This window comes from Streptosporangium sp. NPDC048047 (assembly GCF_040653115.1).
Classification (GTDB): Bacteria; Actinomycetota; Actinomycetes; order Streptosporangiales; family Streptosporangiaceae; genus Streptosporangium.
Window position 1 is genome coordinate 171,919 of the sequence record NZ_JBEZNH010000012.1, and the last position, 23,477, is coordinate 195,395.

22 protein-coding genes are annotated in these 23,477 nt (G+C 72.0%); 12 read left to right on the forward strand and 10 right to left on the reverse strand.

Annotation, left to right across the window (positions count from 1 at the left end; genetic code table 11):
* Positions 1-12: 12 nt before the first annotated feature.
* The 8 genes from AB0D67_RS13880 to AB0D67_RS13915 form a co-directional block, all read right to left on the reverse strand.
* Positions 13-606: a DJ-1/PfpI family protein gene (locus AB0D67_RS13880; RefSeq protein WP_362933786.1), complete on the reverse strand. Its 594-nt coding sequence runs from the start codon at positions 604-606 to the stop codon at positions 13-15.
* A complete protein-coding gene (locus AB0D67_RS13885; RefSeq protein ID WP_362933789.1) occupies positions 599-2,200 on the reverse strand; it encodes a GMC oxidoreductase in 1,602 nt (533 codons plus the stop codon). The genes AB0D67_RS13880 and AB0D67_RS13885 overlap by 8 nt, the downstream gene beginning before the upstream one ends.
* On the reverse strand, positions 2,200-2,577 hold the full coding sequence (locus tag AB0D67_RS13890) for a nuclear transport factor 2 family protein (protein WP_362933791.1): 378 nt from the start codon (positions 2,575-2,577) through the stop codon (positions 2,200-2,202). The genes AB0D67_RS13885 and AB0D67_RS13890 overlap by 1 nt, the downstream gene beginning before the upstream one ends.
* Positions 2,574-3,017: a nuclear transport factor 2 family protein gene (locus AB0D67_RS13895; protein ID WP_362933793.1), complete on the reverse strand. Its 444-nt coding sequence runs from the start codon at positions 3,015-3,017 to the stop codon at positions 2,574-2,576. The genes AB0D67_RS13890 and AB0D67_RS13895 overlap by 4 nt, the downstream gene beginning before the upstream one ends.
* 4 nt (positions 3,018-3,021) lie before the next feature.
* Complete coding sequence (locus tag AB0D67_RS13900) at positions 3,022-4,653, reverse strand: thiamine pyrophosphate-binding protein (protein WP_362933795.1); 1,632 nt, start codon at positions 4,651-4,653, stop codon at positions 3,022-3,024.
* A 3-nt stretch (positions 4,654-4,656) separates the two neighbouring features.
* Positions 4,657-5,481: a type 1 glutamine amidotransferase domain-containing protein gene (locus AB0D67_RS13905; protein ID WP_362933798.1), complete on the reverse strand. Its 825-nt coding sequence runs from the start codon at positions 5,479-5,481 to the stop codon at positions 4,657-4,659.
* A gap of 96 nt (positions 5,482-5,577) precedes the next feature.
* The gene (locus AB0D67_RS13910; protein ID WP_362933801.1) at positions 5,578-5,916 is read right to left on the reverse strand and encodes a nuclear transport factor 2 family protein; all 339 of its coding nucleotides are present in this window, start codon (positions 5,914-5,916) and stop codon (positions 5,578-5,580) included.
* A 169-nt stretch (positions 5,917-6,085) separates the two neighbouring features.
* Positions 6,086-7,225, reverse strand: a complete 1,140-nt coding sequence (locus tag AB0D67_RS13915) for a low temperature requirement protein A (RefSeq protein ID WP_362933804.1) — start codon at positions 7,223-7,225, stop codon at positions 6,086-6,088.
* A gap of 194 nt (positions 7,226-7,419) precedes the next feature.
* On the opposite strand from AB0D67_RS13915, the gene AB0D67_RS13920 reads away from it, so the two are divergent.
* The 4 genes from AB0D67_RS13920 to AB0D67_RS13935 are packed head-to-tail and all read left to right on the forward strand — an operon-like array spanning position 7,420 to position 11,835.
* Positions 7,420-8,166 (forward strand): type 1 glutamine amidotransferase domain-containing protein, encoded by a 747-nt coding sequence (locus AB0D67_RS13920; RefSeq protein WP_362933808.1) that lies wholly within the window; start codon positions 7,420-7,422, stop codon positions 8,164-8,166.
* A gap of 5 nt (positions 8,167-8,171) precedes the next feature.
* Entirely contained in the window at positions 8,172-8,630 is a 459-nt protein-coding gene (locus AB0D67_RS13925; protein ID WP_362933811.1) for a (2Fe-2S)-binding protein, read from the forward strand.
* On the forward strand, positions 8,627-11,005 hold the full coding sequence (locus AB0D67_RS13930) for a xanthine dehydrogenase family protein molybdopterin-binding subunit (protein WP_362933813.1): 2,379 nt from the start codon (positions 8,627-8,629) through the stop codon (positions 11,003-11,005). Before AB0D67_RS13925 ends, AB0D67_RS13930 begins: the two co-directional genes overlap by 4 nt.
* A 2-nt stretch (positions 11,006-11,007) precedes the next feature.
* Complete coding sequence (locus tag AB0D67_RS13935) at positions 11,008-11,835, forward strand: FAD binding domain-containing protein (RefSeq protein ID WP_362933815.1); 828 nt, start codon at positions 11,008-11,010, stop codon at positions 11,833-11,835.
* Positions 11,836-11,920: 85 nt separating this feature from the next.
* On the opposite strand, the gene AB0D67_RS13940 is transcribed toward AB0D67_RS13935, so the two are convergent.
* A complete protein-coding gene (locus AB0D67_RS13940) occupies positions 11,921-13,441 on the reverse strand; it encodes a beta-propeller fold lactonase family protein (protein WP_362933818.1) in 1,521 nt (506 codons plus the stop codon).
* A gap of 208 nt (positions 13,442-13,649) precedes the next feature.
* Between AB0D67_RS13940 and AB0D67_RS13945 the strand changes: the two genes are divergently transcribed.
* A complete protein-coding gene (locus AB0D67_RS13945) occupies positions 13,650-14,924 on the forward strand; it encodes a phytase (protein ID WP_362933821.1) in 1,275 nt (424 codons plus the stop codon).
* 360 nt (positions 14,925-15,284) lie between these two features.
* On the opposite strand, the gene AB0D67_RS13950 is transcribed toward AB0D67_RS13945, so the two are convergent.
* On the reverse strand, positions 15,285-16,457 hold the full coding sequence (locus AB0D67_RS13950; protein WP_362933824.1) for an ABC transporter substrate-binding protein: 1,173 nt from the start codon (positions 16,455-16,457) through the stop codon (positions 15,285-15,287).
* A gap of 208 nt (positions 16,458-16,665) precedes the next feature.
* Between AB0D67_RS13950 and AB0D67_RS13955 the strand changes: the two genes are divergently transcribed.
* The 7 genes from AB0D67_RS13955 to AB0D67_RS13985 form a co-directional block, all read left to right on the forward strand.
* Positions 16,666-17,409: a GntR family transcriptional regulator gene (locus AB0D67_RS13955; RefSeq protein WP_362933827.1), complete on the forward strand. Its 744-nt coding sequence runs from the start codon at positions 16,666-16,668 to the stop codon at positions 17,407-17,409.
* Between the two features lie 197 nt (positions 17,410-17,606).
* Complete coding sequence (locus tag AB0D67_RS13960) at positions 17,607-18,578, forward strand: Gfo/Idh/MocA family oxidoreductase (protein WP_362933830.1); 972 nt, start codon at positions 17,607-17,609, stop codon at positions 18,576-18,578.
* Positions 18,575-19,414 carry a TIM barrel protein gene (locus AB0D67_RS13965; RefSeq protein ID WP_362933833.1) on the forward strand — a complete coding sequence of 280 codons (840 nt, stop codon included), beginning with the start codon at positions 18,575-18,577 and terminating at the stop codon, positions 19,412-19,414. The genes AB0D67_RS13960 and AB0D67_RS13965 overlap by 4 nt, the downstream gene beginning before the upstream one ends.
* On the forward strand, positions 19,411-20,433 hold the full coding sequence (gene iolC, locus AB0D67_RS13970) for a 5-dehydro-2-deoxygluconokinase (protein ID WP_362933836.1): 1,023 nt from the start codon (positions 19,411-19,413) through the stop codon (positions 20,431-20,433). The genes AB0D67_RS13965 and iolC overlap by 4 nt, the downstream gene beginning before the upstream one ends.
* Positions 20,426-21,301 carry a deoxyribose-phosphate aldolase gene (locus tag AB0D67_RS13975; RefSeq protein WP_362933839.1) on the forward strand — a complete coding sequence of 292 codons (876 nt, stop codon included), beginning with the start codon at positions 20,426-20,428 and terminating at the stop codon, positions 21,299-21,301. The genes iolC and AB0D67_RS13975 overlap by 8 nt, the downstream gene beginning before the upstream one ends.
* Entirely contained in the window at positions 21,298-22,146 is an 849-nt protein-coding gene (gene iolB / locus AB0D67_RS13980; protein WP_362933842.1) for a 5-deoxy-glucuronate isomerase, read from the forward strand. Before AB0D67_RS13975 ends, iolB begins: the two co-directional genes overlap by 4 nt.
* The coding region (locus AB0D67_RS13985; protein WP_362933845.1) for a thiamine pyrophosphate-binding protein at positions 22,143-23,477 on the forward strand (1,335 nt) is incomplete at its 3' end. The genes iolB and AB0D67_RS13985, both read left to right, overlap by 4 nt.

Genomic DNA, 23,477 nt, shown 5'->3' on the forward strand with positions numbered 1-23,477 from the left:
TGCGCGGCCGCCTCATGCGGGCCTCTCCCCGCCCCGCCGTACGGCCAGCTCGCCGAGCAGGGCGCGCGCGAACAGGTGGCAGTGGGCGCCGCTGCGGCCGGTGACGAGGTCCCCGTCGACTACGACGTCCTCGTCGCGGTACTCGGCGCCCATGTTCAGCACGTCGCCGACCAGGTTGTTGTGGCAGGTGACGGGGCGTCCGCGAACCGTCTCCGGCGCCTTTGCCAGCAGCCACATGCCGTGGCAGATGACGCCCTTGAGCACCTCGGGCAGGGCGAACGCCCGCCGCATCAGCTCGGTCGCCGGGGACGGGTCGAGCGGCTTCTCGCTGAAGCGGAGCCGGTCGGCGACCATGCCCGACGGCACGACGATCGCGTCGTAGGAGCGCAGCGCGTCGTCGTCCAGCCCCTCCAGCGACCCGTTCACCGTCAGCGGCGCCCGGTACTCGTGGCCGGTGAAGGTGATCTCCTGCTGCCCCCACAGCCGGGTCAGCAGGTCGAGGCGGATGCCCTCCTCGGCGAAGCGGCGCTGGTAGTAGAAGATCTCGGGCTCGTAGTAGTCGCTCTCCATCAGGACCGCGACGCGCGCCCCGCGCAGGTCAGCCACGGGAACCTCCCAGAATGAAGTCGGCGCACCGCTCGGCGATCATCTGGATCGCGGCGTGGGTGTTGCCCGAGGTCACCGCCGGCATCACGCTCGCGTCGGCGACGCGCAGCCCCTCGACGCCGCGCACCCGCAGCCGGGGGTCCACGACGGCGTCGTCGTCGCTCCCCATGCGGCACGAGCCGACCTGGTGGTGGTAGGTGTCGGCGCGCTCGCGGACGAACGCGGTGAGCGCCTCGCGGTCGGCCGTCGCGGGGCCGGGCAGGAGCTCGTCGCCGAGGACCTCGCCGAAGGCGCGGGTCGCGAAGATCTCCCTGGCCAGTTCGACGCCCTGGACCAGCCGGTCGACGTCGGAGCGGTCGCCCAGGTAGTTGGGGTTGACCAGGGGCGGCGCGAACGGGTCGGCGGAGGCCAGCCGGACCCAGCCGCGCGAGGCGGGCCGTACGACGCCCGGCAGGATGCTGACCGCGTTGGGGTGGCTCTGCCCGACGATGATGTCGAAGGGCACGTGGACGAACGCGATCTGCAGGTCGGGGGCGGGCAGGCCGCTCTGCGAGAAGGTGAACAGCGCGGCCTCGGACAGGTTGTTCGCCCCCGGCGGGACCGCCTCCCTCGTCTCCCGGATGACGCCGGTGAGCACGTGGTTGTGGAAGTTCGCCCCGACGCCGGGCAGCGGGAGGCGCACCTCGACGCCGGCCTCGCGCAGGTGGCCGGGGTCGCCGATGCCGGAGAGCATCAGGAGCTTGGGGGACTCGATCGCCCCGGCGCACACGATGACCTCGCGGCGGGCGCGGACCCTTCGCGGGCCGGTGCCGCCGGACTCGTCGAGCGCGCGCCCGGCGAGCCTGCGGCCCTCGCCGCTCTCCGGGACCGGCGCCTCCTGGACGTACTCCACGCCCGTGCACCGCTCGCCCTCGAAGAGCAGGCCGGTGGCCCGCGCGCGGGGCCGCAGGGTCAGCCGCCCGTCGTTGAGGATCGGCTCGACGAAGCAGTGCATCGCGCCCCGGCGGCGGCCCCCCTCGGCGTTGATGTGGTGCCAGCCCGCGCCCGCCATGGCGGGCCCGTTGAAGTCGGGGATGATCGGGTGGCCCAGCTCGGCGCAGGCGTCGAGGAAGGTCCGGGAGTAGGGGTTGGGGTCGTGCAGGCCGGCGTTGGTGACGGTCTGCGGGCCGCCGCTGCCGGTGCCCTCCCAGGTCTTGTCCTCCTGGTCCTCCAGGCGCTGGAAGTACGGCAGGACGTCGGCGTACGACCAGCCCGCGGCGCCCTGGTAGGCCCAGTTGTCGAAGTCCGACTGGTGGCCCCGGATGTGCATCATGATGTAGAAGTTGCTGCTGCCGCCGACGACCCTGCCGCGCGGCTCGTGGGTGCTGCGCCCGCCCAGTCCCGGCTGGGGCACGCTGCGGTAGTCCCAGTCGATGTCCGAGCCGAGCAGCGTGAACCACAGCGGCGCGGCGTCCACCCCGGAGGGGATCCAGCTCCCGCCGGCCTCCAGCAGCAGCACCGAGCCCGCGCCCGACTCCACCAGGCGGCGGGTCAGCACCGAGCCGGCCGCCCCCGCGCCGACGACGACGTAGTCGAACTCCTCCTCCGCCGCCATCAGCCCTCCATCCCGAGGGGCCCGCGGAAGGGCAGCGTGTCGTGGAAGTTGGCCATGTAGGAGATCCGGCCGTCCTCCAGCCGGAAGTAGTTCATGACCTCGGCCTCGATGGGCTCGCCGCCGGCGGTGACCGCGCTCAGGTGGGACACCACGCCCGCCTGGTCGCCGTCGACGACGACGTGGCGGGGGACGTTCTTGAACGAGCGGTACATCGCGGGGAAGCCGGCGACGGCCTCGCGCAGGGTGTCCTGGCCCTCCAGGCGGCCGGCGAGCTGCTCGTCGACCACGGCCTTCTCGGTGAACAGGTCGCACCAGCTCGACCAGTCGCCGGCGTTGGCGTACTCGTAGTAGAGGTCGATCGTCTCTCGTGTGCTCACAGCTCGGCGCTCCCCGGCATCGGCTCCAGACGGTCCACGACGTACTTCCTGATCCGCGGGTGGTCGGGCCCGTCGGCGGTGACCTCCCAGGTCTGGTAGGCGTCGAAGCCGATCCAGAGGCTGGTGGGCGCCGGCGGGTTCCACACGCGGGCCTGCCAGTTCACGACGACCTGGAGGGTGGCCGCGCCGTCCCGCCACGCGCCGACCTTCACCGAGGTGACCCGGTGCTGCTCGTCGAAGAAGCGGTTGGTGACGGTCTCGTACCACTTGCGGAAGTCGTCGTGCCCGCGGGCGGTGGCCTCGGGGAAGACCATGACGAGGTCCTCGTCGCCGGCGAGGTGGTACCAGAGCCGCTCGATGTCGTCGTGCCGGTCGAGGGCGCGGTACCAGTTGGCCACCCATTCCTCGACCACCCAGTCGGGCGGGGTCATCTGCTTCACGTGCTCAGTCCTTTCCGTTCGGCGGAGGGGGGACGTCCACCGCGACGTCCACCAGGAACGGCTCGTCGTCGGCGAGCATGCGCTTGACGGCGGGGCCCACGTCCTCGGGCTCGGCCACCCGTACGGCCTGCACGCCCATGCCGCGGGCGAGGTCGGTGAACCCCAGGGGCAGGCCGCTCAGGTCGAAGGAGGAGGGGAAGGGGTGCGGCGCGACGCCGCGCTCCCTCCAGTACACGGAGATGTTCTCGTTGAGCAGTTCGTACCTGCCGTTGTTGCAGATCACGAACTTCGCGCCGATCCGCTGGTGCGCCGCGGTCCACAGTGCCTGGATCGTGTACATGCTGCCGCCGTCGCCGGTGAAGCCGATCACCGTCTCGTCCGGCATCGCGAGCTTGACGCCGATGGCGCCGGGGATGCCGACCCCGAGCGATCCGCCCCGGGTCAGGAAGTAGTGGCCGGGGCGGCGCGGCGGGAAGTGCCGCACCAGCGCGGGGCTCGACGTGAGCGCCTCGTCGAAGACGACCGCGTCGGGCTGCTGCGCGGCCAGCTCGGCGAGGAACAGCTCGTAGACGCTGTCGCCCCTGGCCGGGGCGGCCTGGACGCGGGGGCGGGCGGGCGCCGGGGGCGCGCCCCGCCGTACCAGGTCGGCGGCGAGGGCGGTGAGGGTGGCCCGCGGGTCGGCGACCAGGCCGAGGTCCACGGGGTGGTTCTTTCCGATCTCGTAGGCGTTCAGGTCGACGTGCACCACCCGCGCGCCCGCCGCGAACGGGGAGCGCATCGAGGGGAAGACCTCGGGGAAGACGTAGGTGCCGACGATGAGGACCGCGTCGGCCTCCCGGACGGCCGCCTCGCTCGCCTCGCCGAACATGTGCCCGAGCTGCCCCCGGTACAGGGGGTGGGCGGCGTCGATGTTGACGACGGAGCTGTCGGCCAGCCAGACCTCGGCGCCGAGCAGCTCCGCGACCCGGGTCAGCTCGTACTGGGCGCCGGCCTCGGCCACCCCGTCGCCGGCCACGATGATCGGCCGTTCGGCCCCGGCCAGCAGGCCGGCGGCGCGCGCGACCAGCTCGGGCACGGGGACCGTACGGGTGTCGGGGATGACGGTGGGCAGGGCGGGCTCGTCGTTGGGCGCGTCCAGCACGTCGAGGGGCAGGGACACGAAGACGGGGCCGCACGGGGGAGTGGCCGCGATCTTGACGGCCCGGCGGAGGACCCGCAGCACCGACCCCGGCTCGACGACGCGGGTGGCGAACTTGGTCACCGGCCGCGCCATGCCGACCAGGTCCGCGGCCATCTGGGCGTCGAAGGCGTCGTAGCGCACGCCCGCCTCGCCGGCGATCACGACGAGCGGGGCGTGGCCGCGCATCGCCTGGTACATCATGCCGATGCCGTTGCCGAGTCCGACGCCGGAGTGCAGCTGCACCAGGGTGGGCCTGCGGGTGGCGCGGGCGTAGCCGTCCGCGAGGCCGACGACGGGGGCCTCGGCCAGGCCGAGGACGTAGCGGAAGTCTCCGGCGGAGCTCAGCGCGTCCAGGAGACCCTGCTCGACCGTGCCGGGATTACCGAAGACCGTGGTCATCCCGTCGGCGCGGAGCTGCTCCAGGAGCGCTGAGGTGCCGGTTCGCGTGGCTGCCACGGGCTACCAGCCGTAGCGCCGCAGGCCGTGCTCCAGGACCGCCACCATCTTCTCGCCGGTGGTGATGGAGTCCGGGGTGGAGCGGCCGGTGACGAACGGGTAGTCCACGATCACCGAGACGGGGTGGCCGACGTTGCCGTGGTAGCGGCCCTCGGGACCGGTCGCGTCGCGCAGGATGTACTCCAGCGGGTACGGCGGCGGCCCCATGTTGAAGTCGACGCCGATGAAGCCGGTGCCGTCCTTGTAGTCGTACTCCTTGCAGTGCCCGGTGACGTGCTTGCCCCAGATGATGCTCTTGCGGTCGTCCCAGTCGCGGGCGAAGGCGAGGCAGGCGACGCCGTAGCACTCGGCGCCGACGGGCTTGCCGGCCTCCAGGAAGGCCAGGATCAGGGCGTGCACCCGCTCGTTGTTGGCGAGGTCCACGATCGGGCCGCTGCCGCCGACGATGAGGATGGCGTCGTAGTCGGCGACGGTCGCCTGGAGCTCGGTGCGGGCGCGGTGGTAGGCCTCCAGTTCGCGCAGGTAGCCGGGCGAGCTGAGGTAGGGGCGCTCGGGCACCCAGGAGGAGATGTCGACGGGCTTGGCCAGCCGGTCGGACTCGTCCACCTCGCGGACGCGGCGGGCCATGTCCTCGGTGGTGACGGACCGGCCGAGCGGCGGGTCGAGGAAGCCGGGGTCCATGCTGGGCGGCAGCGCCCGGGGCCGCCCGCCGGTGGGCGTCGCCATCACGGTCTCGTACCCGTGGTCGTCGAAGACGCCGAGGGGTCCGACGAGTTCCTCGCCCCAGTAGCCGTACTCGGAAAGGATGATCAGGATCTTCTTGGTCACGGTGGACTCCGCGTGTCGGGGGACTTCCGGGCAGGGCTCACCAGGCGGGGCCGCTCACGCGGTCCCGCCCGGAGAGCGGGGTGGGGGTTCCTGCTGCTAGTCCTCGGAGACGAGGACCGCGGTCTGCCGCCAGATCAGGCCGTCCCTGAGCACCCAGGTGCCCACGTCCTTGTGGGACTGGTCGCCGATCCTGATCGTCGCGTAGTAGAGGATGATGTCCTCGCTGCCGTCGGCGGTCATGATGTCCTCGATCTGCGGGTTCATCTTCAGGTATTCGGCGAAGAAGTCCCTGATCTCCTCGCGGCCCCGGGCGACGGCGCCGGGCCGCATCACGACGGCGTCCTCGTGGTAATTGTTCATCATCGCGTCGAGGTCGTGCGCCTTCAGCTGTCCGATCTGCTTGTCGAGCAGCGCCGGAAGTTGCGTAGCAGACATTTCTCTCCCCTACCTGTCAGTGGGTAGCGCGCTTCACGCCGGTTGAGACCCGAACCGGCGGCGCTTCGAGATGACCGTTTTTCGCATCGGTCGTGCTTCCTCACGGAAACGCGGTTTAGGGGAGGTTGTCTAGAAATAGGGGGATACTTCTGGAGGTTCGCCCTTACACTCACGCGGGTTGCAGGTGGCCGGCCCTCTCCTCGATGACGAGCGCGGCCACCAGGAGCACCGCGAGGAGGCTCAGCTGGAGCACCGCGGACACCCCGCCGACCGGGATCGTGGCCAGCGCCAGCAGCGCGGTCAGCGCCCGCGCCAGGCCGCCCGGCAGGCCCAGGATCATCCGGAACGCCGCCGACCCGAGCAGGAAGGCCGCCACCCCGCCGGCCAGGGCGAGTTCCGCGCCGACGGACAGCGGGTCGCCCGGGTGCGCGACCGCCTTCTTCACCCCGGCCGACACCGCGATGATGCCCAGCAGGATCGGCATGTGGGCGTAGAAGAAGCCGAACAGCACCAGGCGGGTGCGCCGTACCTGGTCGGTCACCATGACCAGCGCGTTCTCCGCCCGTTCCAGGTCGGCGTGGAAGTACGCCCACCACAGGCTGGCGCTGAGCGCCAGTCCGATCAGCGCGGTCCCGATCGTCGGCGCGTCCAGCGGGCCGTGCCCGTTGCCGATGCCGACCGCGATGGCGACGACGGACTCGCCCAGCGCGATGATGACCACCAGGCCGTGCCGCTCGGCCACGTGGCCGGGGTGCAGCGGGAACCCCTCCTGGCCGGTCAGGTACGGCGAGATCCACATCACGAGCAGCGCGGCCCCCCACAGCGCGTACTTCAGCCCGCCGTCGGCCCCCGTCGCGAACAGGATCAGCACGGCGCCGGCGAGGTTCGTGGTGAACATCCGCAGGAAGCGCCAGGTCGACTGCAGGTACAGCAGGCCGTGCACGACGACGATCACGAACAGGCCGATCGCGAAGCCCGTGCCCTTCTCGGCGAAGGCCCCGGGGATGGCCAGCGCGATGATCAGCCAGCCGGCCATCGCCAGCAGCATGAAGAACCGGCGGACCACCCGCAGCGGGGGGACGGCGTTGGTCACCCAGGCGTAGCTGGCGAACATCCACCAGAGGACGCCGAACATCAGCAGCACCTGGGGGATGCTGCCGAAGTCGGCGGCCAGCAGGACCGTGAGCTGGGTGGCCGTGAAGACGAACACCAGGTCGAAGAAGAGCTCGATCGTGGAAACCCGCAGCTCTTCGTGGTCGGGGACGGGGTCCACGCGTTCGGTGAACCATTGGGGGAGCGAAATGTTCATGGGGACGATTGTCGGGGGAGTGTTCCCCCGGGTCCAATCCCGCCCAGGTCATTCATGGGAGTATCTTGCCGAGGTCATAAAGTCCGGCGTTCTAGATAATCAAGTGCGCCCGCCGCTCCGTCCCGCCATTGCCGCCTTCCGGAACTGCCGCCATCGTGTGCTTGAAATGCCCGGAAAGAGAAGGAGTGACCGAGATGGCCGACGTCCTCATTCTGATGACCAAGGCGAAGACCCTCGGCTTGCTGGACGGCAGACAGCACGCTTCCGGGTTCTGGGCCGAGGAGTTCGTCGTACCGTACGAGCGCCTCGTGGCCGAGGGCCACAACGTCGACATCGCCACGGTGGGCGGGGAGGCGCCCACCCCGGACGAAGGCAGCCTCACCCCCTACGTGGTGGGCCTCACCAGGCCCCAGGGCTCACCCGACCACGACGAGGAGAGCGTCGAGCACTACAGACAGGTGATCGGCTCCCTGCCGGCGCTGAAAGCGCCGATGGACGTCGGGGACATCACCCGGGAACGGCTCGCCGGATACGCGGGCGTCTACATCTCCGGCGGCCACGGCGCCATGGAGGACATGCCGCACAGCCCCGACCTGACCCGCGTGGTCCGCTGGATCCTCGAACTCGACCTCCCGCTGGCCGTCGTGTGCCACGGCCAGTCGGCGCTGCTGCCGCTGCGCGACTCCCACGGCCGCTGGCCGCTGGAGGGCTACCGGATGACCGCCTTCTCCCACGACGAGGAGATGGTCACGGACATGGCCGGCCAGCTCCCCTTCGTCCTGCAGATGGAGCTGGAACGGCTCGGCGCCCGCTACGAGAAGGCGGATGTGATCTGGGACTCCCGCGTCGTCGAGGACCGCAACCTCATCACGGGCCAGAACCCCTACTCGTCCACGGCGCTGGCCGACGCCTTCGCCAAGCGACTGTCCACGGCGCGGTGACGGCCATGCGGATCACCCTGACGGTGAACGGAGACCGCGTCGAGCTGGACGTCCCGCCGAACGTCCTCCTCGTGGACCTGCTCCGCGACACCTGCGACCTCACCGGCGCGAAGGTCGGCTGCGACACCGGCCAGTGCGGCACCTGCGTCGTACGGCTCGGCGACCGCTCGGTCAAGAGCTGCCAGATGCTGGCCGTACAGGCCGACGGGACCGAGGTCACCACGGTCGAGGGCCTCTCCGAGGGCGGAGAGCTGACCCCTCTTCAGGAGGCCCTGTGGGAGGAGCACGGAGCGCAGTGCGGCTTCTGCGTCCCCGGCATGGTCATGTCCCTGACCGACCTCCTCGAACACGACTCCGCACCGGACGAGCAGGCGATCCGCGCCGGGATCGCGGGGAACCTCTGCAGGTGCACCGGGTACGGCGCCGTCGTGCGCGCCGTACAGAAGGTAAAGGACAAGTCATGACCACCGAGACGTTCGGCGCGGGCCTCAAGGACCGCGACGTCCCCGCGATGCTCCGGGGCGACACGACGTTCACCTCCGACCTCCGCCTCCCCGGCATGCTGCACATGGAGTTCGTGCGCAGCGAGCACGGCCACGCGCGGATCGACGGGATCGACACCGCCGGGGCCAGGGAGATGCCCGGCGTCGTCACCGTCGTCACCAGCGAGGACCTCGCCGGCAAGCTCATGCCGATGCCGTGCATCTGGATCCCCGGCGGCGTGGAGAGCCACTTCCCGCCCCACCCGTACGGCGTGCCCGGCGCCGGCCCCGTCCTCGCCGAGGGCGTGGTGCGGTTCATCGGCGAGCCCGTCGCCGCCGTCGTCGCCGAGACAGCCGAGCAGGCCAGGGCCGCCGCGCGGAAGGTCGCCGTCGCCTACACGCCCCTGACGGCGGTCACCACGCCGCGGCAGGCGCTCGCCGAGGGCGCCCCGCAGCTTCACGACACCGTGCCCGGCAACCTCAACGCCCTGTGGACCTGCGGCGACGCCGAGCGCACCGACGCGGCCATCGCCGAGGCCGAGGTCGTCGTCGAACTCGACCTGTACAACCAGCGGACGATCAACAACCCGATCGAGCCCCGCGCCGCCGTCGGCGACTACGACCCGGTCAAGGACGAGTACACCCTCTACGCCACCACCCAGTCGCCGCACAACCACCGCTTCCTGCTGTCCGCGCTGGTCCTCGGCATCCCGTTCAACAAGCTCCGCGTCATCGCCCCGCCCATCGGCGGCAGCTTCGGCACCAAGGGCTACCTCTACCCCGACATGCCGCTGGTGCTCTTCCTCGCCCGCACCCTGGGCCGGCCCGTGCGGTGGGCCGACACCCGCGAGGGCCTGATGCGCTCCACCGTCCAGGGCCGCGACCACCTCCAGCACGTCACCCTCGCCGGGACCCGCGACGGCCGGATCACCGCGCTGCGCTGCACCAGCTACGCCAACCTCGGCGCCTACCCCTCCACCATCGGCCCCGGCGTCGCCACCGCGCTGATGGGCCGCAGCGTCACCGGCCCCTACGCCATCCCGAACGCCTTCTGCGAGGTCCACGCGGTCTTCACCAACACGGTCCCGCTGGGCGCGCAGCGCGGCTCGGGCCGCGCCGAGGCGACCACGATCACCGAACGGGTCCTCGACCTGTACGCCAAGGAGATCGGCGCCGACCCCGCCGACATCCGGCTGCGCAACATGGTCCCGCCGGACCGGTTCCCCTACGACAACGGCCTGGGCTGGACCTACGACTCCGGCGACTACCCCACCGCGCTGCGCCGCGCCCTGGAGCTCGCCGACTACTCCAAGCTGGAGGTCCTCCGGCGCGAGGCGCGCGACCGCGGCAAGCTGCTCGGGGTCGGCATCGGCTCCTTCGTGGCGATCTGCGGCGTCGGCCCCTCCACCCGGATGCAGGCCGAGGGCATGCTGGGCGGCACCTGGGAGAGCGCGAACATCCGCGTCCACCCCAACGGCGAGGTCGCGGCCACCATCGGGTCCACCTCCACCGGGCAGAGCCACACGACGACCTTCGCGCAGATCGTCGCCTCCGAGCTGGGCATCGACCCGTCCGCGGTCACGGTCTTCCAGGCCGACACCCAGAAGGCCCCGTACGGCCAGGGCACCTACGGCAGCCGCTCCTACAGCGTCGGCGGCCCCGCCCTCGCCCTGGCGGCACGGCAGGTCATCGCCAAGATGAGGACGGCCGCCGCCCACTTCCTCGGCGTTCCCGAGGACCAGGTCGAGTACGCCGATGGAACGTTCTCCGTACCCGGCAGGGAAGGGGCGTCGAAGACCTTCCAGGACATGGCCATGGCGCTGTGGTACGGCTGGAGCCTGCCCGCCGGCATGGAGCCCACCCTCGACGTCACCACCTTCTTCGACCCGCCGGACTTCAACTACCCGTACGGCTCGCACCTGGCCGTCGTCGAGATCGACGAGACCACCGGCCAGGTGGAGATCGTCCGCTACGTCGCCGTCCACGACGTCGGCCCCATCGGCAACCCGCTGGTGGTGAACGGCCAGTTCGAGGGCAGCATCGCGCACGGTCTCGGCCAGGCACTGATGGAGCGGGCCCGCTACGACGAGACGGGCGCCCTGCTGACCGCCGACCTGACCACCTACGCCATGCCCCGCGCCCACGACATCCCGCGGTTCGTCATGGACACCACGGAGACGCCGTCGCCGCACAACCCGCTCGGCGTCAAGGGCGCCGGCGAGATCGCGACGGTGCCGGTGACCGCGGCCGTGGCCAACGCCGTGTGCGACGCGCTGCGCGAGGCCGGCGTCCGGCACCTCGACATGCCGTACACCTCCGAGAAGATCTGGCGGGCCATCCGAGAGGCCAAGGGTTGATCATGGAGTTGCTGGACTACACGGCGCCGGCCACCCTCGACGAGGCGCTGGAGGCCCTGCGCGCCACCCCCGGCGCCCGCCCCATGGGCGGCGGGCACCGGCTGATCCTCGACATGAAGCGGCGGGCCCGGCGGATCCCGCTGCTGGTCGACCTCGGACGGCTGGACGAGCTGCGGGGCGTGCGCCGCGGCCCGGACGGCGGACTGGAGATCGGCTCCACGACCACCATCACCGACCTGGTCGCCGACCCGCTGGTGCGCGGCTCCCACGCCGGGGGACTGCTCGCGGACGCCGCGGCGGCGATGCCGGACGCCCAGGTCAGGAACCGGGCGACGGCGGGCGGCGCGGTGGTCGCCGGGGCCGACGTGGCCGCGGCGCTCATCGCATTGGAGGCCGGGCTGCACCTGCGCGGCGGGGGCGCGCGGTCCCGCCGCGTCTCCGTCGAGCGGTTCCTCGCCGGTGAGGGACCCGCGGGCGACGAGGTGATCGTCGCCGTGGAGATCCCCGCGACGACGGCCCGGGGCGCCTACGAGAGGCTGGCCGAGCCCGCGGCGCTCTCCTCGCTCTGCGGCGTGGCGGTCAGCCTGACCTTCCGCCCCGGCGGCGCGGTCGGCGCCTGCCGGGTGGCCGTCTGCGGCGGGCCCGGCCCGGCCCGCCGGGTCCCCGAACTGGAGGACGCCGCGGCGGCCGCCTCCGGGAACGGCTCCGAGCCCCGGCTCGACGGCGTCTTCGAGTCCGACGACGTCGCCTCGGGCGAGTACCGGGCCCATCTGGCCCGGGTGCTCGCCCGGCGGGCCGTCGCCCGCGCCCGCGACCGGGACCCGGCCTGACCTGCCGCCCCGGCGCGTTCCCCCGCGTCCCCGGTACGGCCCGGCCGGGGACGCGGGACGGAGCCCGGCCGTCGGAGCCGCGGGATCACCGGATCCGGCCGGGCCTCCGCGACGCCCGCGGCGCCGCCCGTCCCCGGGGCCGCCCGGTCACGGCGCGGTGCGGCCGGCGGACGGCCGTCCGGTCCAGCCGGACGACCTGCCGCTGCCGCTGGACGGAGCGGATCTCGCCCCCGGCGTGTTCCCGCCGCCCGCCGTCCTGCCTGCCGTCCTGCCTGCCGCTCTGCTCCGACGGCGACCGGCCGCCGCGCTCCGTCGTCTTCCCGGCACCACCGGGTCGTGGCCTGTGCTCCGTGCCGCGTCCCGGCGGGGCGGCCCGCGGCCCCGCACCCGGCGACTGCTCGCCCCGCACGGCGGAGGGGCTGGGGACGCACCCGATGCCCAGCCCGATGGGGTTGTCGCCGACGTCGATGGTGGCGACCACGTCCTTGCTCACCGAGTCGATCACCGAGATCGTGCCCGAGCCCTGGTTGGCGACGTAGATCCGGGTGGAGTTCGGGAGGATCGCGAGGCCGCGGGGCTCGTCCCCGACCTGGACGACGTCTATCGGGGTGAGCGTCTTGTTGTCGATCACGGACACGATGTTGAAGTAGGCGCTGCTGAAGTAGACGAAGTTCCCGTCGGGGGAGGAGATCGCCTGACGGGGGGACTTCCCGGTGTCGAGCGTGGCGGAGACCGTGTCGGTGCGGGTGTCGATCACCGACATGGTGCTGGAACGGAGGTTGGTGACGTAGAGGAACCTGCCGTCGGGGGTGAGCGCCAGCCCGAACGGCTCCTGACCGACGGTGATGGGGACGGCCTTGGTGACCTCGTCGGTGGCGGTGTCGATCACGAACACCGTGTTGGAGACGGCGTCGCTGACGTAGACGCGCCTCCCGTCGGGGGTGATCGCCATCCCGATGGGCGCCAGGCCGGCGGGGACGGTGGCGACGACCTTCCCGGAGGTGACGTCGGCCACCGAGACGGTGCCGGTGCCGAAGTTGGCGATGTAGGCGCGGGAGCCGTCGGGGGTTATCTCCACCGCTATGGGCGTGGCGCCGACGGTGATGGACGTGATGACGGTTCCGTCGACCGTGTCGATCACCGACATGGTGCCCGCACCGAAGTTGGTGACGTAGGCGCGGGTGCCGTCGGGCGTGACCTTCACCGCGCTGGGACCGAGACCGACGGGGATGGTCCTGATGACGCGGCCGGTGGCGGTGTCGATCACCGAGACGGTGTTCGAGCCGAAGTTGGTGACGAAGGCGCGGACCCGGCAGTTCCCCGCCGTCGCGACGGGGCCGGGCGCGGGGGGGCCGGGTGCAACGGCGCCGGGCACGGGCGAGACCGGGCCGGGTGCGGATGGGACGGGGCCGAACGAGGCGGGGCCGGGTGCGGCGGAGACGGCTGCGGAGGCCGTGACCGACATGACCGTCGTGGCCATCACGGCCATCACGGCCATCACGGCCACGACGAGCGCGGCGAGGGGCCGGCGGCCGTTCCCCGGCCGCCGGGCCGCACGTCGTCTTACCCACCGGTGCGGCGCCGAAGCCGCCGCGGCGATGCCCACGTGGACCTTTGTACGGAGGACACCTTCCCGGGACCGGGGGCGACACGCGGGCCGGTGATGTTCCGGGGACTGTCTTTCCCATCCCATCACCCGGCTCACCAGGGCTCGCCGCGCGTCCTTATGTCATGACATATGTACGTCCTATTGATTTAAAGTAAATCTGTCGTTACCTTCTTGGGCAAGAACATCCCCCAACCGAGGAGGCGCGATGCGTCCCCTGTCCAGGCTTCTTCTGGCGGCCCTCACCTGTTCGCTGGCGGGAGGGCTGGCGATGCCTGCGTCCGGCCTGGCCGTCCCGTCGGTGGCAGCCAAGGTGGAGACCCCCGCCCTGTACGACGACGAGGCGGGCGGCGACGCCAACGGTGACGACCCCGCGATCTGGGTCAACCCTTCTGACGACGACGAGAGCGTGGTGATCGCCACCGCCAAGAAGGCCGGGCTCTTCGTCTACGGCCTCGACGGGAGCCAGCTACAGCACCTCCCCGCACCCGCGGCCCCGGGGCCCGACGACGAGGCCGGACGGTTCAACAACGTTGACGTCACCTACGGCTTCAACAAGCGGGACCTGGCCGTGGTCTCCGACCGTGGCCAGGACAAGCTCCGGATCTATGCCATTTCGAACGGCCAACTCACCGACGTGACCGACCCGGCTGCGCCGTTCGTGTTCAACACGACTCAGCAGCAGGTCAACGACGCCGAAACCGCCTACGGTCTGACCACCTGGAAGGACTCGACCGGCACCTACGCTCTCGTCAGCCGCCGCCACAGGACCTCGGTCGGCCTGGTCAAGCTCCTCTCCAAGCCGAACGGAAAGGTCGGTTACCAGCTCGTCAGGACGCTGAACCTCCCCACGTCGTTCACCCTGCCGAACGGCCAGACGTGGACGCCCTGTCTGGAGCCCGGTGTGCAGCCGCAGGTCGAGGGCATGGTCGTGGACCAGGAGAGGGACGTCCTCTACGCGGCCCAGGAGGACGTCGGCATCTGGCGGATCCGGGCGGACCTCACCGGGACCCCCACGCTGGTGGACAAGGTCCGGGAGTACGGCGTGCCGGGCACCTACGACCCGGTGACGGATGAGTGCACCCCCGGTGCGAACCCGGGCTACGGCGGCCAGCACCTGGCCGCCGACGCCGAGGGACTCACGATCTACTACCGGAAGGACGGCAAGGGCTACCTGCTGGCCTCCAGCCAGGGTGACAGCACCTTCGCCGCCTACCGCAGGGAGGGGTCGAACGCCTACCTGGGGCAGTTCCGGGTCGGCGACCACGACGGCATCGACGGCGTCGAGCACAGTGACGGCTCCACCGTGTTGAACGTCCCGCTGGGAGACTTCGACGAGGGGCTGTTCGTCGCGCACGACGGCGAGAACACGCCGGCCGAGCCGGGCCGGGAGATCACGAACTTCAAGTTCACCGCCTGGGAGGACATCGCCGAACCGCTCGACCTGGACGTGGACACCGATGGCTGGGACCCGCGTGACTGAGTGACCTGAGTGACCTGAGTGACCTGAGAGACGGACAGCCCCCGGTGCCTTGCCACCGGGGGCTGTCGCGTGTCCGCTCCGCCTCCGCGCCGGACACCGGGAGGTCGGGACAGGACCCCGGAGCGCCGGACCGGGCGTGGGAGATCCGGGCCGGACGTCGGAGGTCCGTCCGGAGCCGGAGCCGGCCGCCGGGAGGTCGGTTCGAAGCCGGAGGTCCACCCGGAGCCGGAGCCGGCCGCCGTAGGTCGGTCCGAGGCTGGAGCCGGACGCCGGAGGTCCGTCCGGAGCCGGAGCCGGACGTCAAGAGGGGAGCACCCCCACCGGAGTGCTCCCCTCGCGCGTGCGCCGCCCGCCGCCGGATCAGCCGTGGTTGACTCGCCAGAAGTCGGAGACGGCCTGGCGGCCGCGCAGGTCGCCGAGGAGCGCGGCCGGGTCGGTGTGGAAGAGCTGCCCCTGCCAGTCGGGCAGACCGGGCGGGACGACCAGCGGCTTGACCGTGCTGTTGCCGGAGACTCCGCCCTCGCCGATCTCGTGCTTGACGCCCTCCTCGGTCATGATGAAGTGGACGTACAGCTTGGCCGCGTTGGGATGCTTGCTCTTGGTGGCGATCCCGACGAACTTGGGATAGCTGAAGCCTGCGAACGGCGCCATGCCCTCGCACGTCTTCTGGGCGTATCCCTTGTCCTCGTTGTTGCGGAACTTGGAGATCGACATGAAGCCGATCTTCTTGTCGGTGGCGTTGGGCGCGCCCACCGCTCCGGAGATGTCCTCGTCGGAGCCGGTCAGCACCGGCCGGTTGACCGCCATCCGCTTGATCCACTCGTAGGCGGCGCTCTTCTCCTTGATCTCTAAGGGCTTGCCGTACTTCGCCTGGTACGCGTCCTGCAGCGCCTGGTTGCCGTGCGCGTCCAGCTGGGTGAAGAACGACAGCACGGTGGGCTTGCCCAAGGGATCCTGCATCACCAGCTTGCCGGCCCACTCCGGCTCGGTCAGGTCCCACACGTTCTTCACCGGGCATCCCTCAGGCGAGAGCTTGGGGTTGTAGGCGAAGACCGTCGCCTTGGAGAGGGCGAGCAGCGGATTCCGGCTCTCGGCCGGGATCTGGTCCTTCAGGTCGGCGGGCACCCAGGTCTGCGCCACGCCCTGCGGGATCAGCTGGCCCACCAGGACCCCGCCGTCCTCGTACATCGCCGCGTCGATCGTGACGTTGTCCGCGGCGTGCTCTCTGATCATCTTCTCGGCGGTCTGCGGGGTGTCGGACTTGACCCCCTCCATGGTGATGCCGTACTTCGCGGTGAACGCCTTGGCCACCTCTTCGATGTCACCGCTGGAGTCGTAGACCAGCAGGCTGCCTTCCTTCTTGGCGGCGGCGACCAGGGCGTCCAGGTCGAGGGTCGCGTCCATCGAGGCCGCGGGAAGCGGCTGGGCGGCCGTCGCCGCCGCCGACGGGGCGTCGGTGGCGGTGGAGGGGGCGCAGGCCGCGACGGCCAGCGCCAGCAGTGCCATGGGCACGATCTTCCGGGTACGCCTCAAGTGGCGTCACTCCTCTTGCCTCTCGGGGTGGTGGGCGCCGCCCAGAGCCCCCGATCCGGCGCCGCGGTTGCTCAACGATGAACGTCATGTGAATATTTTGTCAAGACATACTTACTTGCCTGCGGCATCCGGAACACTTCCGTAACCAGGCGAGGTTGGACGGTTTGACCGTTGGTCAGGACATTCTGATGTCAGTTACCGTTTTCCCGTGACTGTGACGAGATTGGACATCGACCTCGATCGATCGAGCCCCGTTCCGCTCTACTTCCAGATGGCCGAGCGGATCGCGGAGGCCATCCAGAACGGCGAGCTGTCCCCGGGCACCCGGCTCGACAACGAGGTGCAGCTCGCCGACCAGCTGGGACTGTCGCGCCCCACCGTCCGCCAGGCCATCCAGTATCTCGTGGACCAGGGGCTGCTGGTCCGCAAGCGCGGCGTCGGCACCCAGGTCGTGCACGGCCAGGTGAAGCGGGCGGTCGAGCTCACCAGCCTCTACGACGACCTCCGCCGCGCCGGTCAGCAGCCGGAGACCCGGGTGCTGTCGATCGACACGGTCCTGGCGGAGGAGGACATCGCCCGCGTCCTCGGCGTCGAGCCGGGCACCGAGGTGCTCCGGCTGGAGCGGCTCAGGTACGCCTCGGGGGAGCCGCTGGCCCTGCTGCACAACTGGCTGCCGGCCGGTACGGCGTCCCTGACCGCCGAGGCGCTCCAGGCGCGGGGGCTCTACGAACTGCTGCGCTCGGCCGGCGTCCGGATGAGGGTCGCCAACCAGCGGATCGGCGCCCGTGCCGCCACCCCGGCCGAGGGCCGCCTGCTGGAGGAGCGCCGCGGCTGCCCGCTGCTGACGATGGTCCGCACGACCTACGACGACCAGGGCCGGGCCGTGGAGCACGGCTCGCACGTCTACCGGGCCTCCCACTACGCGCTGGAGGTCACGCTCGTGGAGCGCTGAGAGCGCTGAGAGCGCTGAGAGCGCTGAGAGCGCTGAGAGAGCTGAGGGCGTGGGGCGCCGGGGACGGCCGGGCGGGGCGCCGGCCGTACGGCGCCCGATGGCTCTGCTGGATGTCAGTTCATCCGAATGTCAGGACAAACTATTGACTAGTTCTTGATGGTCGTTTAGAACTGAAGTCCCCTGGACGAGGAGCCAACATGCGTGTGGGTTTGCTGGGCCTTGGTCGGATAGGCCTCTTCCATGCCACCACCCTCTCGACGCTCGCCGACGAACTCGTCGTCTCCGACGTCGACCGGGCCAGAGCCGAGGACGTGGCGGCGCGGCTCGGGGCCCGGGTCGGCGACCCCTTCGACGCGGACGCGGTGGTGATCGCCACCCCGACGTCGACCCACGCGGAGGCGCTGCTCCGGGCGTGCGAGCTGGGAGTGCCGGCGTTCTGCGAGAAACCCGTGGCGCCCGGCGTGGCGGAGACCCTGCGGGTGGCCGAGGCCGTCGAACGCAGCGGCACCCTCGTGCACATCGGGTTCCAGCGGCGTTTCGACGCCGGCTACGCCGCCGCGCGCGAGGCGCTGCACGGCGGCGAACTGGGTGAGGCGCACCGCGTCCACCTGGTGACCGCCGACCCCGCGCCGCCGCCCGCCGAATACGTCGCGCTCTCCGGCGGCATCTTCCGCGACTGCCACATCCACGACTTCGACATCCTGCGCTGGGTCACCGGGCACGAGGTGGACGTCGTCTACGCGACGGGCGCCAACCGGGGCGAGGACTTCTTCGCCGAGGCCGGTGACGTCGACACCAGCTCCGCGCTGATGACCATGGACGACGGCACGCTGGTCACCCTGCAGGGCTCACGCTACAACGGCGCCGGATACGACGTGCGGATGGAGATCGCCGGCACCCGCGCGACCTGGGCGGTCGGGCTCGGCGACCGGGCCCCGCTGCGCTCGGTCGAGGGCCTGACCCCGGGCGGCGAGCCGTGGCCGGACTTCCTCACCAGGTTCGACGCGGCCTACGTCGCGGAGATGGAGGCGTTCCTGGCGGCGGCGCGCGGCGAGCGCGAGAGCCCCTGCACGGTCCAGGACGCCCTGGCCGCCCTCTACATCGCCGAGGCGGCGGATCTGTCCCGCCGTACCGACCGTCCGGTTCGTCTTCTGGAGGTTGCCAAGTGAGAATCGCCGCCGCCCCCATCTCCTGGGGCGTGTGCGAGGTGCCCGGCTGGGGCCTCCAGCTCGCCCCGGACCGAGTCCTGGCGGAGATGGCCGAGCTGGGCCTGACCGCCACCGAACTGGGCCCCGACGGGTTCCTGCCCCCGGAACCGGAGGACCGCGCCCGGCTGCTCGACCGGTACGGCCTGCGGGCGATCGGTGGATTCGTCCCCGTCGTCCTGCACGACCCCGACCGGGACCCGCTCGCGGAGCTGCCGGCCGTACTGGACTCCTTCCCGGCGGACGCGGTGGTCGTCCTGGCCGCCGCCACCGGCGCCGACGGCTACGACGCCCGCCCCGTCCTGGACGCAGAGGGCTGGCGGACGCTTCTGGGCAACCTGGACCGGATCCACCGCGAGACGTCCCGGCCGGTCACCCTGCACCCGCACGTCGGGACCATGGTGGAGACCCGCGCGGAGGTGGACCGGGTGCTGGACGGCAGCGGGGTCCCCCTCTGCCTGGACACCGGCCATCTCCTGGCCGGCGGGACCGACCCGCTGGACGTCGTCCGCCGGGCCCCCGGGCGGATCGCCCACGTCCACCTCAAGGACGTCGACGCCGCGCTCGCCGGGCGGGTCCGGGCCGGGGAGATCACCTACACCGAGGCGGTGCGGGCGGGGATCTACCGCCCGCTCGGCCGGGGGGACGTCGACGTCACCGGCATCGTCACCGGCCTGACCGCGGCCGGATACGCCGGCTGGTACGTCATGGAGCAGGACGTCGTCCTCGCCTCCGAGGACGCGGACCCGGCCGGCGACGTCCGCGCGAGCCTGGCCTTCCTGCGGGGGATCACCGCATGAGCGCCCCCGCGCACGGGCCCGGTGCACCGGCCCCCGCCTTCGAGGTGCTGACCATGGGACGGGTCGGGGTGGACATCTACCCGCTGCGGGTGGGCGTGCCGCTGCGGAAGGTCACGTCCTTCGGCAGGTACCTCGGCGGCAGCCCCACCAACGTGGCCGTGGCCGCGGCCCGGCTGGGCCGCTCCAGCGCGGTGATCACCCGCACCGGGGCCGACCCGTTCGGGGAGTTCGTCCACGACGCGCTGGCCGAGTACGGCGTCGACGACCGCTACGTCACGGCGGTGCCGCACCTGCCGACCCCGGTGACGTTCTGCGAGATCCGCCCGCCGGACGACTTCCCGCTCTACTTCTACCGCTACCCCAAGGCCCCCGACCTGGAGATCCTCCCGGAGGAGCTCGACCTGCCCGCGGTCACCGCGTCGGCGCTGTTCTGGACGACCGTGACCGGGCTGTCGGCCGAGCCGTCGCTCGGCGCGCACCTGGCCGCATGGCGGGCGCGAGGCCGGGCCCGGCACACCGTGCTCGACCTCGACTACCGGCCGATGTTCTGGCGGGACGCGGAGACCGCCCGGGAACGGGTGCGCGCGGCACTGGGACAGGTGACCGTCGCGGTCGGCAACCTGGACGAGGCCGAGGTCGCCACCGGCACGCGCGATCCCAGCGCGGCCGGACGGGCGCTGCTGGACGCGGGGGTGGAGTTGGCGATCATCAAACAGGGAGCGGCCGGGGTGCTGGGCATGACCGCCGACACGACGGTGGAGATACCGCCCGTCGAGGTCGAGGTGGTCAACGGGCTGGGGGCGGGCGACGCCTTCGGCGGCGCCCTCTGCCATGGTCTGCTGGCGGACTGGCCGCTCGCGCGGACGCTGCGCTTCGCCAACGCGGCCGGGGCGATCGTGGCCGGACGGCTGGCGTGCGCCCCCGCGATGCCCACGGTGGAGGAGATCGAGGCCGTCCTGGCGGGCGGATCCCCGGAGCCGCTGGCCGGCTCCCTGCGAGGAGGCGTCGCGGATGCGTGAGGACCACTACCGCCGCCTGCGCGACGACCGGGCCTGGCACCCGGAACGGGTGGCCGAGGCGGCCGCCGCGCGCCGGCGCAGACCGTTGCTGACCGGCCGGGACCGCCTGCTGATCATCGCGGCCGACCACCCGGCCAGGGGGGCCCTCGGCGCGGCCGGCCACCCGATGGCCATGGAGAACCGGACCCTCCTGCTGGACCGGCTCATGACCGCGCTGGCGCGGCCGGGCGTGGACGGGCTGCTGGCCACCCCCGACATCGTCGAGGACCTGCTGCTGCTCGGCGCCCTCGACGAGAAGATCGTCATCGGTTCGATGAACCGGGGCGGTGTGCAGGGGGCGGCGTTCGAGTTCGACGACCGCTTCACCGCCTACGACGCCGACTCTCTCGTGGAGATGGGTCTCGACGGCGGCAAGATGCTCTGCCGGATCGCGCTGGAGGACACCTCGACCGCGGCCACGCTGGCGAGCTGCGGGCAGGCCGTCACCCGGCTGGCCCGGAACGGCCTGATGGCGATGGTCGAACCGTTCTGGTCCAAGCGCGTCGAGGGCGTGGTGCGGCACGACCTGTCGCCGGAGGCGATGATCCACGCCATCAGCGTCGGCCAGGGGCTCGGCGCGACCTCCGCCCGCACCTGGCTGAAGCTCCCGGTCGTCGAGGACATGGAACGCGTCCTGGCCGCCACGACGCTGCCGGTCCTGCTGCTCGGCGGCGACCCCGGGCCCGACCGGATGCTCGACACCTGGGAGAAGGCGCTGCGCCTGCCCGGTGTGCGGGGCCTGGTCGTCGGCCGGGCACTGCTCTACCCGCCCGACGGCGACGTGGCGGCGGCCGTGGACGCCGCGGTGAGCCTGCTGGAGGCGGCATGACGTACATCCCGAGCGGCTCCGCCGCCGCGCCCCCGTGGACGGTGGAGATCACTCCCGGGACGGCCGGCTGGACCTACGCGGGACTGCGGGTCGCCGACCTGGCGGACGGTCCCGTGGAGTTCGACACCGGCGACGAGGAGATGCTGGTCCTGCCGCTGTCGGGCCCGTGCGAGGTCGTCGCCGCGGGCCGGCGGCTGTCGCTGTCCGGGCGCGCGTCGGTCTTCGACGGGGTGACCGACTTCGCCTACCTGCCGATCGGGACGTCCGTCCGGATCACCGGTTCGGGCCGCTTCGCGCTCCCCTCGGCCCGCGCCACCCGCTCCCTCCCCGTCCGGTACGGCGCGGCCCGCGACGTGCCCGTCGAGATCCGCGGGGCCGGGCAGGCCACCCGGCAGGTCAACAACTTCTGCGCGCCGGACGCCTTCGAGTGCGACAGGCTGGTCGCGGTGGAGGTGCTGACCCCGGGCGGCAACTGGTCGTCCTACCCGCCGCACAAGCACGACACCGCCTCGGAGTGCGAGGCGGTGCTGGAGGAGATCTACTACTTCGAGGGCGGGCCGGGCTACCAGCGGGTCTACGGCGGTCACGAGACGCTGGCGGAGGTGGCGGGCGGGGACGTGGTGCTCGTCCCGCGCGGCTACCACGGCCCGTCGATGGCCGCCCCCGGCTACGACCTGTACTACCTCAACGTGCTGGCCGGTCCCGCCGAGAAGCGGACCATGGCCTGCGCCGACGATCCCCGGCACGCCTGGATCCGCTCCTCCTGGGCCGAGCAGACGATCGACCCGCGCGTGGCACGCCGCGTCACCGAGATCCGGAGCGGACTTACCGGAGGTACCCCATGAGGCTCACCACCGCGCAGGCGCTGGTGCGGTTCCTGGCCAGTCAGTGGTCCGAGCGCGACGGCGCCGAACAGCGCCTGATCGCCGGATGCCTGGGCATCTTCGGCCACGGCAACGTGGCCGGCATCGGCCAGGCCCTGGCCGAGCAGGGCGCCGGTGTCGGCGGAGCGCTGCCGTACTACCCGGCCCGCAACGAGCAGGCCATGGTGCACACGGCGACCGGGTTCGCCCGCACCCGCGACCGGCTGTCCACCCTGGCCTGCACCACCTCGATCGGGCCCGGCGCGACCAACATGGTCACCGGCGCGGCACTGGCCACGATCAACCGGCTGCCGGTGCTGCTGCTGCCCGGGGACGTCTTCGCCACCCGCGCCGCCGGCACGCTCCTTCAGGAGCTGGAGGACCCCCGCGGCCCGGATGTGTCGGTCAACGACACCCTGCGGCCGGTGTCGCGGTTCTTCGCCCGGATCGACCGGCCCGAGCAGCTGCCCGCGGCGCTGCTGGCCGCGATGCGGGTGCTGACCGACCCCGCCGAGACCGGCGCGGTCACCCTGGCCCTGCCGCAGGACGTGCAGGCCGAGGCATTCGACTGGCCCGAGGAGCTGTTCGCCCGCCGGGTGTGGCACGTGGCCCGGCCGGTGCCCGAACCGGCCGCGCTGGCCCGGGCGCTGGAGATGCTGCGCCGCTCCCGGCGGCCGCTCGTCGTGGCGGGCGGCGGGGTGAAGTACAGCGGGGCGTGCGAGGCGCTGGCGGCGTTCGCCGCCCGGCACGGCGTGCCGGTGGCCGAGACCCAGGCGGGCAAGGGCGCGCTGCCGCACGACCACCCGTGCGCGGTCGGCGCGATCGGGCACACCGGCACCGCCGCGGCCAACGCCCTGGCCCGCGAGGCCGACCTGGTCATCGGGGTGGGCACCCGCTACACCGACTTCACCACCGCCTCGCGCACCCTGTTCGGCCCGGCGGCGTTCCTCAACGTCAACGTGACGGCCTTCGACGCCGCCAAGCACGCCGGGGAGACGCTGGTGGCCGACGCCCGCGAGGCGCTGGAGGCCCTGCGGCCGGACGACTGGCGGGCCGAGGCCGGCTGGACCGGCCGGGCGGCGAGCCTGGCCGACGGCTGGCGGGCCGAGACCGACCGGATCTACGGCGGGACCGAGCTGACCCAGCCGGTGCTGCTCGGCGTGCTCAACGAGATCGCCGCGGACGGCGTGGTGGTCAACGCCGCCGGGTCGATGCCCGGTGACCTGCACAAGCTGTGGCGGGCCGCCGACCCGGGCAACTACCACGTGGAGTACGGCTACTCCTGCATGGGATACGAGATCGCCGGCGGTCTG

Bases quoted from the DNA above. Each gene is read 5' to 3' on its own strand.
- AB0D67_RS13910 (WP_362933801.1), bottom strand. From the start codon at position 5,916: ATGTCTGCTACGCAACTTCCGGCGCTGCTCGACAAGCAGATCGGACAG.
- AB0D67_RS13885 (WP_362933789.1), bottom strand. From the start codon at position 2,200: ATGGCGGCGGAGGAGGAGTTCGACTACGTCGTCGTCGGCGCGGGGGCG.
- AB0D67_RS13975 (WP_362933839.1), top strand. From the start codon at position 20,426: ATGCGTGAGGACCACTACCGCCGCCTGCGCGACGACCGGGCCTGGCAC.
- AB0D67_RS13935 (WP_362933815.1), top strand. From the start codon at position 11,008: ATGGAGTTGCTGGACTACACGGCGCCGGCCACCCTCGACGAGGCGCTG.
- AB0D67_RS13945 (WP_362933821.1), top strand. From the start codon at position 13,650: ATGCGTCCCCTGTCCAGGCTTCTTCTGGCGGCCCTCACCTGTTCGCTG.
- AB0D67_RS13920 (WP_362933808.1), top strand. From the start codon at position 7,420: ATGGCCGACGTCCTCATTCTGATGACCAAGGCGAAGACCCTCGGCTTG.
- iolB (WP_362933842.1), top strand. From the start codon at position 21,298: ATGACGTACATCCCGAGCGGCTCCGCCGCCGCGCCCCCGTGGACGGTG.
- AB0D67_RS13960 (WP_362933830.1), top strand. From the start codon at position 17,607: ATGCGTGTGGGTTTGCTGGGCCTTGGTCGGATAGGCCTCTTCCATGCC.
- iolC (WP_362933836.1), top strand. From the start codon at position 19,411: ATGAGCGCCCCCGCGCACGGGCCCGGTGCACCGGCCCCCGCCTTCGAG.
- AB0D67_RS13930 (WP_362933813.1), top strand. From the start codon at position 8,627: ATGACCACCGAGACGTTCGGCGCGGGCCTCAAGGACCGCGACGTCCCC.
- AB0D67_RS13915 (WP_362933804.1), bottom strand. From the start codon at position 7,225: ATGAACATTTCGCTCCCCCAATGGTTCACCGAACGCGTGGACCCCGTC.
- AB0D67_RS13925 (WP_362933811.1), top strand. From the start codon at position 8,172: ATGCGGATCACCCTGACGGTGAACGGAGACCGCGTCGAGCTGGACGTC.